The sequence below is a fragment of the Gluconobacter cerinus genome (assembly GCF_025961355.1).
Taxonomy (GTDB): Bacteria; Pseudomonadota; Alphaproteobacteria; order Acetobacterales; family Acetobacteraceae; genus Gluconobacter; species Gluconobacter cerinus.
The window spans coordinates 1,469,983-1,484,302 of record NZ_JAOQNM010000001.1 but is presented as its reverse complement, the minus strand read 5'-3'; the positions used below and the strand labels follow the sequence as shown (position 1 = coordinate 1,484,302).

Annotated in this window: 14 protein-coding genes; 6 read left to right on the top strand and 8 right to left on the bottom strand. The window is 56.9% G+C overall.

Annotated elements, in window-relative coordinates; all coding sequences use genetic code 11:
* Positions 1 to 7 precede the first annotated feature (7 nt).
* The 5 genes from flgG to M2305_RS06845 form a co-directional block, all read right to left on the bottom strand.
* Entirely contained in the window at positions 8 to 799 is a 792-nt protein-coding gene (gene flgG, locus M2305_RS06865; RefSeq protein ID WP_264648940.1) for a flagellar basal-body rod protein FlgG, read from the bottom strand.
* Between the two features lie 33 nt (positions 800 to 832).
* Positions 833 to 1,573 carry a flagellar basal-body rod protein FlgF gene (flgF, locus tag M2305_RS06860; protein ID WP_264648939.1) on the bottom strand — a complete coding sequence of 247 codons (741 nt, stop codon included), beginning with the start codon at positions 1,571 to 1,573 and terminating at the stop codon, positions 833 to 835.
* Positions 1,574 to 1,649: 76 nt separating this feature from the next.
* Entirely contained in the window at positions 1,650 to 2,837 is a 1,188-nt protein-coding gene (locus M2305_RS06855; protein WP_264648938.1) for a GNAT family N-acetyltransferase, read from the bottom strand.
* A 126-nt stretch (positions 2,838 to 2,963) separates the two neighbouring features.
* Positions 2,964 to 3,431, bottom strand: a complete 468-nt coding sequence (locus M2305_RS06850) for a RidA family protein (RefSeq protein WP_010503058.1) — start codon at positions 3,429 to 3,431, stop codon at positions 2,964 to 2,966.
* Between the two features lie 65 nt (positions 3,432 to 3,496).
* Positions 3,497 to 5,272, bottom strand: a complete 1,776-nt coding sequence (locus M2305_RS06845; RefSeq protein WP_264649944.1) for a chloride channel protein — start codon at positions 5,270 to 5,272, stop codon at positions 3,497 to 3,499.
* Positions 5,273 to 5,403: 131 nt separating this feature from the next.
* On the opposite strand from M2305_RS06845, the gene M2305_RS06840 reads away from it, so the two are divergent.
* On the top strand, positions 5,404 to 6,183 hold the full coding sequence (locus tag M2305_RS06840) for an alpha/beta fold hydrolase (RefSeq protein WP_264648937.1): 780 nt from the start codon (positions 5,404 to 5,406) through the stop codon (positions 6,181 to 6,183).
* Here the strand turns inward: M2305_RS06840 and M2305_RS06835 are convergent.
* Positions 6,180 to 6,830, bottom strand: coding sequence for a DNA-3-methyladenine glycosylase family protein (locus M2305_RS06835; protein ID WP_264649943.1), 651 nt, complete (start codon positions 6,828 to 6,830; stop codon positions 6,180 to 6,182). The two genes, M2305_RS06840 and M2305_RS06835, sit on opposite strands and share 4 nt — an antisense overlap.
* Before the next feature lie 209 nt (positions 6,831 to 7,039).
* Here M2305_RS06835 and M2305_RS06830 point away from each other — a divergent pair, with 209 nt between their 5' ends.
* The 3 genes from M2305_RS06830 (at position 7,040) to M2305_RS06820 (ending at position 10,678) form a co-directional block, all read left to right on the top strand.
* Positions 7,040 to 8,143 (top strand): energy transducer TonB, encoded by a 1,104-nt coding sequence (locus M2305_RS06830; RefSeq protein WP_264648936.1) that lies wholly within the window; start codon positions 7,040 to 7,042, stop codon positions 8,141 to 8,143.
* A 72-nt stretch (positions 8,144 to 8,215) separates the two neighbouring features.
* Positions 8,216 to 9,148 (top strand): hypothetical protein, encoded by a 933-nt coding sequence (locus M2305_RS06825; RefSeq protein ID WP_211500353.1) that lies wholly within the window; start codon positions 8,216 to 8,218, stop codon positions 9,146 to 9,148.
* A gap of 78 nt (positions 9,149 to 9,226) precedes the next feature.
* A complete protein-coding gene (locus M2305_RS06820; protein ID WP_264648935.1) occupies positions 9,227 to 10,678 on the top strand; it encodes a cryptochrome/photolyase family protein in 1,452 nt (483 codons plus the stop codon).
* Between the two features lie 44 nt (positions 10,679 to 10,722).
* Here the strand turns inward: M2305_RS06820 and M2305_RS06815 are convergent, their stop codons facing one another.
* Complete coding sequence (locus tag M2305_RS06815) at positions 10,723 to 11,169, bottom strand: hypothetical protein (RefSeq protein WP_099211952.1); 447 nt, start codon at positions 11,167 to 11,169, stop codon at positions 10,723 to 10,725.
* A 76-nt stretch (positions 11,170 to 11,245) separates the two neighbouring features.
* Positions 11,246 to 11,848: a Crp/Fnr family transcriptional regulator gene (locus M2305_RS06810; RefSeq protein ID WP_338085678.1), complete on the bottom strand. Its 603-nt coding sequence runs from the start codon at positions 11,846 to 11,848 to the stop codon at positions 11,246 to 11,248.
* 270 nt (positions 11,849 to 12,118) lie between these two features.
* Between M2305_RS06810 and M2305_RS06805 the strand changes: the two genes are divergently transcribed.
* Positions 12,119 to 12,904 (top strand): OmpW/AlkL family protein, encoded by a 786-nt coding sequence (locus tag M2305_RS06805; RefSeq protein ID WP_086633264.1) that lies wholly within the window; start codon positions 12,119 to 12,121, stop codon positions 12,902 to 12,904.
* Between the two features lie 277 nt (positions 12,905 to 13,181).
* Positions 13,182 to 14,318: an efflux RND transporter periplasmic adaptor subunit gene (locus tag M2305_RS06800; RefSeq protein WP_264648933.1), complete on the top strand. Its 1,137-nt coding sequence runs from the start codon at positions 13,182 to 13,184 to the stop codon at positions 14,316 to 14,318.
* Positions 14,319 to 14,320: the final 2 nt, after the last annotated feature.

Genomic DNA, 14,320 nt, shown 5'->3' with positions numbered 1-14,320 from the left:
TTCACGCTCAGCGGCCGCCAAGGTTGTTGAGCGTCTGCATCATGTCATCTGCTGACGTAATGACCTTGCTGTTCATTTCATATGCACGCTGCGCCGTAATGAGATCTGTAATTTCCGTCACAACATTGACGTTCGAGTTCTCAACATAGCCTTGCATGACACTGCCATAACCCGTTGTGTTCGGGGTTCCGAGCATTGCATCGCCAGAGGCCGTGGTGGGCGTGAACAGGTTCTGGCCCATCGCGTCCAGGCCATTTTCATTCGTGAAGGTTGCAAGCTGAAGCTGACCGACAACAGTTGAATTGTTCTGCCCGGCGACGGTTACGCTGACCTGCCCGGACTGATCAATACTGACATTCTGGGCATTATTGGGGATCGTGATGGTCGGGCTTAGCTGGTAGCCTTCAGCTGTGACGAGCGATCCCGTATTGTCCATCGAGAAGGTGCCGTCTCTCGTGTAAGCCAACTGTCCGGAGGGGAGCTGGATCTGGAAGTATCCCTTGCCCTGCACGGCTAGATCCAGAGAATTGCTGGTTTGTTCAAGACTTCCCTGATCGTTGATGCGATAAATAGCGGCTGTTTTCACGCCCAGACCAACCTGTGCACCAGCAGGCACAGTCGTGCCTGTATCAGACGAACTCGTGCCAACCCGACGGATATTCTGGTAGATGAGATCCTGAAACTCAGCACGGGACCGTTTGTATCCGGTCGTACTCATGTTCGCGATGTTGTTGGAAATGGTTTCAACGTTGGTCTGTTGGGCCTGCATGCCCGTTCCAGCGATATCGAGTGCGCGCATGTGGCTTTAATCCTTGTCCCGTCAGGACGTCTGTCAGGCGGAGACCTGAACGATTTTATCGATGGCGTTCTGCTGACGTGTCGCCTCGGCGTTGACGAACTGCGCCATGAAATCGAAATTGCGCTGGATATCCATCATCTTCGTGACCTCGGACATCATCTGCACATTACTGCCCTCGACCATGCCTTGCAGGATCGAAGGCCTGTCCACGGCATCGGTTGGCTGGTCTGATCGGAGAAGATGACTGCCCTCAGCCTGGAGAGTGTTATTGTCCCGTGCAGTCACGATACCAATCTGCCCGGCTTCACCGGTTTCAGTGGTTACGACACCATCGGAAGAAATGGTGAGTTGATGATCCGTTGCTGGCAGCACGATGGGCTGCCCCTCCCGGTCCAGAAGGGCGTTACCACTTTCGTCCACTACCGTTCCGTCCTGCTGCCTCTCAAAACGGCCAGCGCGCGTCAGTCGCACACCGTTGGCGGTCTGCACCTGGAAATACCCCTCTCCACCCAAGGCAAGATCGAGCGGGTTTCCCGTCTGCTGCATGTCGCCCTGCTGAAAGTCACGATAGGTCGCGCGATCCTGAGTATAGGCCTGGGTCTCAGCGCCTGTGGGCTGGGTACTTCCGTGCTGGCGGGAGAGATAATCACTGAACAGAACGTTTTCGCGTTTGTAACCAACTGTGGAAGCATTGGACATGTTGTCTGCCACCACCGACATGGCGCGTTGCTGGGCATCCATGCGCGAAAGGGCAATATAGGTGCTGTTCTCCACGGCTGAAGCTCCGGCATTCCACTGTCATGGAGGAAGCTTAACTGTCAGACCCTTTCCCAATCGTTAACTGCCCCCGTCAGGACGAGTCGTCCTGACGGTATGGAGAGCCTGCTGCCAGGGCTTCGGCGTCATCCAGAAGAGCGCTGCGCTCTTCTTCAAGAAAAGCCGCAACAGCTCTTCCCAGCCCCGTATCCAAAAAGGCGTGCGCCGAGCGCGTAAGAGCTGGCAGATAGCCGCGCTGGATCTTGTGTTCCCCCTGCGCGCCAGCTTCCACACGGGTCAACCCATGGGCAATGGCGAAATCGATGGCCTGATAGTAGCACAGCTCAAAATGGAGGAAGGGCCACTCACCGTCACATCCCCAGTTCCGCCCGAAGAGAGTATCTTTTCCCATCAGATTCAGGGCCCCCGCCACAGGGAGACCTTCATGCTCCGCAAGCATCAGAACGACGCTATTGCCCAAGCGCTCTGAAAGCATCGGGAAAAAGCTTTCAGACAGGTAAGCACTCCCCCATTTTCTATCGACCGTAAACTGATAGAATCGATAAAAGGCTTTCCAATTCCCAGCGGTAATGTCCGCGCCTTGCCTTGTCACGAATGTAAGGCCAGCGGTCTGGGCTGTTTTGCGTTCCTTGCGAATGGCCTTGCGCTTACGGGATGACAGGGCATTCAGGAAATCCTCGAAAGACGCGTATCCCTGATTTTGCCAGTGATACTGAATGCCTAGGCGCTTGAGGTAGCCGGCGCTTTCAAATGCCTCCATCGAGGCATCATCGCAAAATGTCGCATGTACGGAGGACAGACCTAGTTGCCCGGCTGCTTGCATTAAAGCCGATGCCAGCGCGCGTGCGACGGCCTGTGGTTCCACTTGATCAGGCCGGACAAGAAGGCGCGGACCGGGGACTGGGGAAAACGGAACTGCGCACTGGAACTTGGGATAATAGTGCCCTCCAGCAGCCTCATAGGCCCGCGCCCAGGACTGATCGAAGACATATTCACCCATGGAATGGGCTTTTCCATAGAGAGGAGCGAGCGCTGCAATCGTTCCATTGGGAGCGCGTAGTGCAGCATGCCTGACAAGCCATCCGGTTCGGTCTGCGACTGATCCACTGTCTTCCAGAGCCGAAAGAAATCCGAAGGATACAAAAGGGTTTTCATCGCCGGCGCAGGCATCCCATTCAGCCGGGCTGATTTCATGGATGGACGCATGAAGCGTCAGCGTCCACTCAGTCGTTTCTGATGGTGGGGGAGTAGAGGCGCTCATGACGGCTGATCCTGCAAACGTACATAACCCATAGGGCAAACGTGTTGATCAGGAATGGAAAAGGCAACGTCTTGGTGTCTTTTCCATGAAGTTGGATGGGCAAGAAGCCCATCCAGTCCGGTGAAATCAGACGACTTCGAACAGGGCTTCCACTTCAACCGGTGCATTCACTGGCAGGCTTGGAACTCCGATTGTGGAGCGGGCGTGACGACCTGCATCTCCGAAGACTTCAACCGCGAGATCAGACGCACCGTTCATGACAACAGCATGTTCCGTGAATTCGGGTGTGCAGGCAATGAAACCACCGAGACGCACAACCCGCTTGATGCGGGACAGATCACCGCCCAGAGCAGCCTTGGCCTGAGAAATGACGTTGATGAGGCATGCGCGTGCACAGGCTACACCTGCATGATTGGAGACTTCGTCGCCCAGCTTGCCGGTAATGAGCAGCTTGCCATCCACGAGAGGAAGCTGACCCGAGACGACCAGCAGATTGCCTGTCAGGACAGTCGTAACGTAATTCGCAACCGGTGCAGCAGCTTCCGGCAGTGTGATTTCAAGGGCGGCGAGACGATCTTCAGGGGTGTTGGACATGAGTGTTCTCCTGTGAATGGACTGTCATGTTGAAGCGCATGGACGTTGATGCCAAGGGTGAACCGTCACACGGCTGATCCCTCTTCGCCGGCAAGTGTTCGGCGACTGCGCTCAAGCTCTTCGGCATAGCGACGCAGAGCGTGCTGTTCCGTCAGGATACCAACTACCTGACGGGACTGAAGATCTTCCACGACAACGAGGGCATCGGCTTCTGCCCGTTCGAACAGTTCCACGGCTTCCCGAACTGTCAGCAGAGGCGTCAACATGGCGTTTTCAAAATGGGCGAGGCTCTGCACAGGCGTTGAAGCCGCGGGAACGGCCTGGAGCTCTGCCACATTAACCATCCCCACATAGCGGCTATCCCGATCGAGCAAGACAATTCTCTGCGCGGAGCCCAAAGGAAACAGAGCCTGTGCCCGGTTCAGGGGGGTATCAGAAGAGATGGTTCGTACCTGTCCGCGCATCATGCGCCGAACGTTCAGAGAGCGCATCCATCCGATATCCACGGCAGAGCGAATGGATTCACCGCGCAGATGAAAGCGCCATGTGGCGAAGCTGTAGCCGAACAGACGTCTCACAGTGAGGAGCGACAAAACAGCGGCCACGAATGTTGCACCACTCATGGAAATACTGCCTGTCAGTTCCAGAAGCAGGCACACCATGGTCATGGGGCTACCGATGATGGCCACGGCCATGGCGCTCATGCCAATCAGAGCACAAGCCGTCAGGGACACTGGCGCCAAACCGATCCATTCAAGCAGCGCGCCATACACCGTCCCGGCAAGGCTACCGAGGTACAGAGATGCAAAGAACAGCCCCCCGCGAAATCCGGAGCCGATGGAAATGCAGGAGGCCAGCGCTTTCAATATCAGTAGGCCAAGGGCCAGACGGGGCGTAATCCATCCCGCAAAAACCACTCGCATGGCGTCATGTCCCGCCGACAGGACTGATGGGTGAATGACTGCTAATCCACCAACCATCAGTCCGCCGACAGCAGGCTTCAGCCACACAGGGCCAGGGAGCTTGCGAAACAGAACCTCGGTCTGGGTCACACAATACATGACGCCGATGGCGGTTAGAGCAGACAGAATGCTGATGACAACAACACTGACACTCCCATCCCACGTCAAAGTCTCCGGATCTGCAATCACAACCGCGGCAGGCATATGACCAAACAGATGCGCCACACCCACACCGGCAAGAGCCGCAACAGCAACGGGTGACAGACTGACGAGAGAGTAAGAGCCGATCACGAGTTCAAAGGCGTAAAAGGCTCCCGCCACGGGCGCGTTGAATGCCGCACCAATCGCCGCGCCAGCAGCGGCGCCCACCAGAACACGCAGATCTTCACGACGGACCCGGAAAGACTGGCCAATGCGGGACCCAAGAGCAGAGGCAATCTGTGTAAAGCCTGCTTCGAGGCCGATGGAGCCCCCTATGCCATTGGACAGGATCGTTTGAAGCGCAACGATCGCGCTGTCTCGCACAGACATGCGACCACCATGCAGAGCATTGGCTTCAATGGGATCGACCGGGCGGCGTGGCATGACTTTTGCAACCACCGCACCGAATATTCCAAGGACAAGGCCGCCCAGTGTCAGGACGAGGAGGAGACGCCATGGCGGGAGCCATGTCAGGCCGGAAAGGTGACCGTCCACCGTGTTCCCGCGACCGAATAGTGCGCTGTGAAGAAACAGGGTGACGGTTGTAACAATCACAACACACAGCCCGGACAGTCCCCCGACCACGGCAGCCAGAACAGTCAGCCAGATCTCGTCAGCGCGTACCATCGCACGCAGCGTCACGGGAGCCTGGGTGGGGTGACGAAGGAGCTCGCGCAGATGGCGACTCACGCGAAAACGCAATTCGTTACGGGTGGGACTGGTGGACAAGAGGTCTCCCCGGCGGCAGGTGTAGTTCTGTTTGGCTGGAACGCTGCTTGCGATCAACCGCTGTCATGGAAGGATCATGCATGAAACTCAACGCCATCGAACGCGGGGATGGACAGGAAACGGTCGTTTTCCTGCATGGACTGTTTGGACGCGCCCGTAATCTTGGTTTTCTTCAGCGTGAGGCAGCCCAGACATTTCGGACGATCGCCCTGGACCTTCGCAATCACGGAGACAGTCCGCACGGTCCCGTTAGCTACGCCGCCATGGCGCAGGATGTGCTGGAAACCCTTGATGATCTCGGGGTCGATTCTTTTTCGGTCGTCGGACATTCCATGGGGGGAAAGGTTGCAATGATGCTCGCTCTGGCAGAGCCAGACCGTGTAGTCCGCCTGATGGTCGCTGATATGGCCCCCGCGCGGACCCAGCAGGGCCATGGAGATATGATTGCCCGGCTGGATGCCATCACGTTTCCGCCAGACCTGACCCGGAGTGGCGCGCTGGACTTGCTGGAACCCGTCACAGGCAGCAGAGCCGTCGCGGAGCTGATGGCTCAGAATGTTCGCCTCGACGGCACGCCGGGCTGGGCCATTGGGTTTGATGACATTACGCACGGGATACGTCTGATCGAAGATTGGCCTGAAATTCAGGTTATTCCTTATGAACGGCCTGCTCTGTTCCTTCGTGGGGGCAATTCCGACTATGTCAGGCCGGAGCACCATCCCCTGATCATGGCCCTGTTTCCCCACGCCCGAATACAAACTCTGGATGGCGCAGGTCACTGGCTGCATGCGGAGCAACCCCGCCCTTTCATCGCTGAAATGATGGCGTTCCTCAACGAACCAGCCAACTCCCCAGACTAACCGGTCAACACGTTGGGAGCAGTTTTCCGCCCCTCTTCCGCCACGCGCCAGCAATACCAGGCCAGCGCGGAGCGATGTGGGGAAAAGGGAAGCGTTTCAATTTTCAGGGCTTTGGGCTTCGGAGCAATGTCCAGCCCTTTAATCCGGCGCCAGCCTTCCCGGACACCAAAGTCATCCACCGGCATCACATCGGGCCGGTTCAACGTCAGCATCAGCAGCATCTCAACGGTCCATCGTCCGACACCACGAAGGGTTATGAGCCGCTGGATCAGGTCCTCGTCTTCCAGTTCATCAGCGTCTTGTCGGCTTGGCACAAGTCCATCCAAGCGAGCCTGCGCAACGCCCCGCATGGCACTCTGCTTGCTGGCAGACAGGCCGCAGGCACGCAGAACATCTTCGGACAAAGCAAGAAGGGCACCAGGTGCTGGAGGCGTGCCATCCTCGGACGCCTCAGGGCCAAGAAGGCATAGCCTCCCGAAGATACGGCGCGCAGCCACACCATGAAGCTGCTGTCCGGCGATGGCACGGAGGAGGGCGTCATATGGCTCCTGATCACCTCTTCCCTGAAGGCGGCATGGACCAATCCTCCGGACTGCGGCTCCAACATCCGGATCAACGGAAAGACACGATATGAGACTGTCTGTCATGAAGCTGTCTTTCCTGCCAGGAACATGGCGCTTTGTCTCTTTCGTGAACTGCCCATTACTGCCATGATAGTGACAGACGCAATGCCCACCCCCAGACCGGATACCAGCCTGCCGGATGACGAACCCGCCCGCCCTGGTGCATAAAGCCTGGCGATGACTTGCCGCCACCTTTCCTCTTTTGAGCAGGCCCGCAACGTATGAGCGGGAAAATGCCGTCTGCCAATGGCAAGGTGGAGCGTCGCGAGCCAAAGCTGTTCGCTGCGTCCCTACGCCCTGTGAATGCACATCTTCAGTCACCGAAGGGATTCCGGTCCCGACTGAAGGATTATGTCCCACCTGCGAAAAGCCCGGTTCGTCCCGTCCTGACGCCCATGATGCGTCCACAGACCATTGTGGAACCGGGGCCGACTGTTCCGTTCTGCATTTCTGCTGGCCTTCATGCGGCAGTCCTCGCCCTGCTGCTTACGCAGCATCAGGGCGTGCATGGTTCACCTGCAGGAAGCGAGCAGCCGCAGGTTGAGATGGTTTTTGACCAACCTCCCTCAAAAAGCAGCATGCAGGGGCCGCGCGCCAATGATCAGGGGGGCGCTCCGCCACCACCGCCTGCCCAGAGCCAGGAAGAAACCCAGCAGGAACAGCAGCAGCCAGAGCAACAGCAATCTGCGCCAACACCTGCCGTGCCGACGCCTGAAACGCCATCGGCCCCACCCGTGCCCGAAGAGTCGTCGTCAGAGCTTCCCAAGACCACGCCGTCCCAGCAGGTTACGCCGGGCGCCGCACCCAGCCAGAGAAGCACACAGACGACATCGCACAGTCATCGTGCCCATCGCTCGAACCGGTCACAGAACAATAATCCTTTCGCCCATCCGATGGATCTGTCCTTCGGTGAACAGCCATCCCCCTATCGCCATCGCCGTGGACGCGCAGCGGGATCTGGAGGACCGATTGACATGTCACTGGGGCCGCTCAGCATGAATGGCGCCATTAACGCGCCTTATCAGACACGCACCAGCGTGAAGGGCGTCAGTGAAGATTACGGCAGCGAGATTGATCGCTGGATCCGGTCTCACATGTATTATCCGGAAGATGCCGCCCGCGCCGGAGAGGATGGTCCATCTTCTGTCCATGTTGTTCTGGACAGATTCGGGCACGTCAAAACAGTCCGGCTGACGGGCCAGTCCGGCTCCTACTCACTGGATGCTGCCACGACGGGCATGTTCCAGGGGGCCAAACTGCCGCCAGTGCCGCCGGACATGAAGGGCGACCACTTCGATATCGATGTGACGATCAATTATATTCTGATCCGCCGCTGATCCGCAGTTTCGACATCGGCGAAGTGATCCCTTACACTTCGCCGGTCTATTTATCACTGTTCCGGAGCCCTGATGCGCCGTTTCCTGCCTGTTCTGCTGCCCCTCTGTCTGGCTGGCTGCTTCAGCATGCCCCGCCCTTTCTCGGACCCGGGACAACAGGCCCGGCAGCTCGCAACGGCAAACCTGCCTCCTGCCCGACTGGCCGTTCCGACATCTTCTGAGTCCCTGTTGTCCGATGATGCTGCGAAACTTTGGGCTCATGACGTTGCGGAAGCCATGGTGGCACAATCGGTGCCGGCTATTGCCCAGCCGAAAAAGCCTGGGGACTGGTGGCTGAAACTGAGCGCAAGCACACGCAACGGGGCGGTGGTGCCGCACTACGTCATCATGACGCCTGAGGGGAAAGCCCGCGCTGAAGGCGATGGCGCACCGGTTGATATGGCAGGCTGGAGTGCGGGAGATCCGTTGGCCATTAAGGGCGCCGCAATGCAGGAGGCTCCGGAACTGGCCAATCTCCTGACAGGTATCCAGGCGGATATGATGCAGCAGGACCCTCACAGCCTCATGCGCCGTGCCGCTCATATCTATTTTGAAGGCGTTAAAGGAGCGCCCGGAGATGGAAATACCTCTCTAGCCCGGGCGTTCTATGCCTCGCTGCCTGACAAGACAAACTCTGTGCAGACCAACGCCAAGAACGCGGATTTTACGGTTCAGGGCGTCGTGAAGGTCACAACTGCGGGGACAGTCGATAAAACTTTGATGCAGCACATCGAGATCGTCTGGCATGTCATCACGCCAGACGGCAAGGAAGCCGGGGCAGCAACACAACTTCACGATGTTCCGGCTCATTCGCTGGATAATGCGTGGGGTGATACGGCTATCATGGCTGCTGAAGAAGCCGCAGGCGCTGTACGGACCATCATCACCAATTATTCCGGCCGGGAGCACAAGCCGCTGCCCGCGTCGACACAAACTGTGAAACCATCTGACGCAAAGCACGCTTAATTTCAGCTCACGCATTCTGTGAGCCCTGTTTTCGAGGTTTTCATCCTCTGCCCTTCATGCCCTCGGAAAGAGAGCCGAATGCTTGCCCGCGCGTCACAGACTAAAGAATCTCCTGTCATCGTCTGGTTCAGGGATGACCTTCGCCTAGCAGATCACCCCGCCCTACAGGCTGCTGTGGAAACCGGGCGACCGCTGATCTGCGTTTACGTTCTTGATGATGAGACACCTGCACTCCACCGTCTGGGAGCGGCATCCCGGTGGTGGCTTCATGGCGCACTGGCCGAGCTGAGGAAATCTTTGGCTCAACACCATGGTGCGCTCCTGACGCTTCATGGCTCCGCAGAGACGCTGATTCCTGCGCTTGCAAAAGAAACCGACGCTAACTGCGTTTTCTGGCATCACCGGTTCCATGCCAAAGAGCGGGAGCAGGACGACCGTATTGCTGATGCGCTCAGTCAAAACGGTGTCTCCGTCACGGCAGAATGGGGAACTGTCCTGCTGGATCCTGAGCGGGTTCGCACGAAAGAAGAAAAATTCTACCGTGTTTTCACAGCTTTCTGGAAAGCGTTTCAGCTTCAGGATGTTCCCGATCCTATAGATGCGCCGTCCCACCTGTCGTTCTACACTGTTGAGAGCGAATTGCTTTCCGATCATCGTCTTGATGAGCAGGCTCTCCTTCCTACCCAACCTGACTGGGCCGCCGGGTTGCGGTCTCACTGGGAGCCGGGAGAAACGGAGGGACAGGAGCACTTGGAGGACTTCTTGAAACATGACTGTACCCGTTACGGAACCGGTCGGGACGAGCTAGGGCGTGAAGGAACTTCGCGCCTGTCCCCTTATCTGGCATCGGGGGCAGTCTCTCCGCGGCAGGTCTGGGCCGCGATTCAGCGTAAAGGGGCTTCCGAAGAAGGAGCGAGAATTTTTCTCTCCGAAATCGGGTGGCGTGAGTTCGCGAAATACACCCTTTTCCATCAGCCTCTTCTGCCTGAGACCAGCCTGAATCAGAAATTTTCATCCATGTCGTGGCGCTCGAGCCAGACAGATTTGGAAGCGTGGCAACAGGGACGAACCGGCATTCCTGTTGTGGATGCTGGCATGCGGCAGCTCTGGGTGACAGGATGGATGCATAATCGGGCGAGAATGATCGTCGGATCATTTTTGACGAAGCATCTGCTGATTGACTGGCGTGAGGGGGAAGCCTGGTTCCGTGACACTTTGGTGGACGCGGATTGGGCAAGCAATGCCATGAACTGGCAGTGGGTTGCGGGAACGGGCATTGATGCCGCGCCGTTCTTCCGGATTTTTAATCCGACCAGACAGGGTGTGAAATTTGATCCTGACGGCGATTATATCCGTCAATGGGTGCCGGAGCTGAAAAAGCTCTCAGGAAAGGCACTGCTCGAGCCCTGGAATGCGCGCGAAGATGAGCTGCGACACGCCGGCGTCATGCTGGGAAAAACGTACCCACGTCCGATTGTCGAGCTTCAGGACGGTCGGGACCGCGCTATGAAAGCGTTTCGCTCTCTGTAACCTAACAAGATACCAGCCGGATTGCTCCGGCTGGTGAGGCTGTCTCAGAGACCGCCATTCAGAAAGTTCGTCGCATCGCTACGGCTTTTCTTGCCCAGCGCATTCAGACGGTTCTTCTGCTCCTGCGGCGCATTGCGCAGCTTCTGAACCTTTTCCGTCTGGGCAGTACGAGCTGTGTTCAGCTTGTCACGCTCGTTGTTGATCTTGTTCTGAATGTTGGCTTTTTCGTTAGCCGGAGCATTCGTGTACTGGCTCTTGAGAGCCTGAATCTTCTGTGTGCGCTCAGCCTGGGAAGCAGCCGACTGCGTCTGGTAATTCTTTACGCGGTTGTTGAGATTGTCTTCTTTCTGGGAAAGGTTACCAAGAAAATCGTTCTGTGTGCTTTGCGTGGCAGCAGCCGGGTCAGCAGCATAAGCGCTGGAAGCCACTGAAACAGAACCGGTCAGCAGGCTGACAGCAAGAAGCGAACGAAAGAAAATACGGTTTGTCATGAAATCTCCTGTAGTCGTCTTGCGGGAAGACATCAGCATTTCATGGCGGGAATGTGGCTTCCCGACAAATCAGTCTTTATTCGAGGCCTTCCGCAATTGCTGCAATGCGGTCAGGTTGCATGATTGTAATGTGAGTGATGCCACGAATGCTTATGAGACCTTCCCGTTTAAAGGCACTCAGAACACGGCTGACTGTTTCAATAGTCAATCCGAGATAATCAGCAATATCGGTTCGCGGCATGGGCAGATCAAGCTCAATCGGCGCATGAGGCTCCGGCACGGGCGCAGAGAGCAGGCGCGCGCGTTCCATCAGGAAGGTGGCAAGACGCTCGCGTGCCGTCTTTCGGCCCAGCAACGTCATGCGTGCCTGCATCAGGGTCAGTTCACGCGACGCTTCCTGGCGCAGTCGATGCTCCAGATTGGGAAAGCGACTTGTGAGTCGCTGCATGGACGCATGGGGAAAACGACACAGAACCGCAGTGCCGAGCGCCTCTGCACCAAATGCATAGCTCGTGGACGCTGCAAGCCCCAGGAAATCTCCACCTTCAGCAAAACCGGTAATCTGACGGCGCCCGTCTGGAAGAAGTGTGAACAGTTTGACGCGGCCACCAGTCACAACGAAAAAATCGTGGGCTGGATCGCCCTCCTCTATAAATGACCGTCCATCCAGAACAGTCATTTTTGAAGACTCACTGGCAAGTATAGCAAGATCACAATCGTCAATCGCATTACAGATACTGTGTTCGCGACCAATGCAATGAGCGCAGCGATCGTGGATTTCGTCCGGGATACGCGTTGATGTCATGATGATTGGAACTCTCCCGGCCTGTAACATTTGCTGTGCCGCCACACCCATAGCACATAATTCCCCAGACTTGATCCAGGTCAAGGTGAGGCATGGGGAGGAGTGCTTTGTGAGGTCAACTATTGTTGATGGAAACCCTTTAATATGAAGACTTCAGCTCTTGCGCTGGTCGCTGCCCTAGGCCTGGTGGCATCTCCTGCCTTCGCTCAGACGACAGCTCCTGTCGTTGCTCCTCAGGCCACTGTTTCCGCTCCCATGACGGCGGCTCCTGTGCCACAGGTCAACATTGCACCGCCGTCATCCGGGCACTGCGGCCTGTTCGAGACCTGTGCGAACACGAAGATCGGCCTGGGCAAGGGCGATTTCCTAATCCGTCTCTCTGCTCTTGGTGTTCTTCCGCAGGATACATCGTCCCGCGTGAAGGTGATCGGTGGTCGCGTCAAGGCAACCAACCAGGTCGCTCCTGAATTCACGTTTGAGTATTTCTTTACGGATCATATCTCTCTAGATCTGATCGCAGCCAGCACACGTCATGAGCTTGCCGCGGAAGACACGGCTCTCGGCAAGGTTGATCTTGGTAGCACGTGGGTTCTGCCGCCGACACTGACGCTGGCCTGGCACTTCCGCCCGCACAAGCGCTTCAACCCTTATGCAGGTGTGGGTCTGACACTGGCATTCTTCCACAACATCAGCCCGGCAGGCGGAGCAGTTCAGAAGCTTGATCTGCGCACCACGGTTGGTCCGGCAGCCAACGTTGGTTTCGATTACCAGCTCGTGGGCAACTGGTTCTTCAACTTTGACGCCAAGCAGATGTGGCTGTCCGTTCCGGCATTCGTCAACGAACGTGGTGGCGCTTCTGGCCCATACATTCACGCGCGTGACAGCCTGAACCCGACCACGGTTGCCGCTGGTATCGAATACCGCTTCTGATCCGTTCCTGCGGTTCAAGATCTAAAAAGCAGTTCATCCTTCACGCGGTGAACTGCTTTTTTTATGTAATTTTTGGGTCAAAACGATAAAATTTTTGCAATATGTTGCGGGAAGCCTTTAGAAAATCCGAGTTTTCAGCTTCTAGTGATGCTGACCGATGATTATGTCACGTAGCGATTGCCATGAAATCGTCGGGGTTCAGGAATAGCAGGGCGGTTTATGCTTCTGCCGCATTTGCGGCATTGGTCGTCTGGCAGATACGGGGTTTTCAAAAAGTATGCGTGTTGCGCGCGCCAGCGCTCTGGCTCTCGGCCTGCTGGGTCTGGTTTTCCTTGTTCTTTTCTTGAGAACCTATTTTTTCACTCCGCCTCACGCGGCTACCCCCGAGCAACCGATGTTTGCACGGCAGAATGGTAGTCTCGTCTTGCGGGATGGCAGCCCTTTGCAGAAACGCCTTGTGGTCGCTCCGGTTTCCCTGTCGCATGATACAGCTGGAGTGGCCCTACCAGCGCAGGTCGTTGCTCTGCCTGATCATCAGGTCAATGTGCTGGCGCCAGCAACTGGCCGGATCATGAGTGTCGCCGTTCAGCTCGGCCAGCATGTTTCACGTGGGCAGGTGCTGGCGACAATTGCAGCCAGCGATCTGGATCAGGCCTGGGCTGACGATCGTCGTGCGCGTGCTGCACTGGATTTCTCCAAGCGTGCCTATGACCGTGCACGCGGCGTTCTGGCTGCGGGCGGAAATGCCGTTAAAGATCTTGAATCTGCACGGAATGATCTGGCTCAGGCAGAAGCAGAAGCTATGAGAACACATCAGCGCCTGCAGGTTCTGGGCGCACGCTCTGATTACGCTGCGCAGGGGCAGGTGCCGCTGGTCTCGCCCGTAGATGGTGTCGTCTCAGCAACCAACATGGCTGTGGGACAGAACATCACGGACTCAACGGCCATTCAGATGACGCTGCTGGATCTCTCTTCCGTGTGGGTCGCTGCTGCCGTTCCGGAAAGCCGCATGTCTGATATCACGGGTGGCGCAACGCTGGATGTCACGTTCCCTGCCCTTCCCGGGCAGACATGTTCCGGTCCAGTTGCAACACGAGACCCTGCATTGAAGCCTGATACACGGCGCCTCAACGTTTATGTTGTCTGCCCGAATACGGAAGGCTTACTGCGTCCCGGCATGTTCGCTTGGGCAAATCTGGGGGTTTCGGAAAACGATGTTGTTCGGGTACCGAAATCCGCGCTGCTGATGAACAACGATCAGGTTTCAGTTTTCGTTGAGGTTGCTCCGGGCACTTTTCGTAGGCGTGAAGTCACCATCAATTATGATGAAGGTGACGATGTGCTTGTTCTCTCCGGCTTGTCAGCGGGTGAACGTGTTGTGACCAGCGGCGCCATCCTGCTGAACGACGACTGACC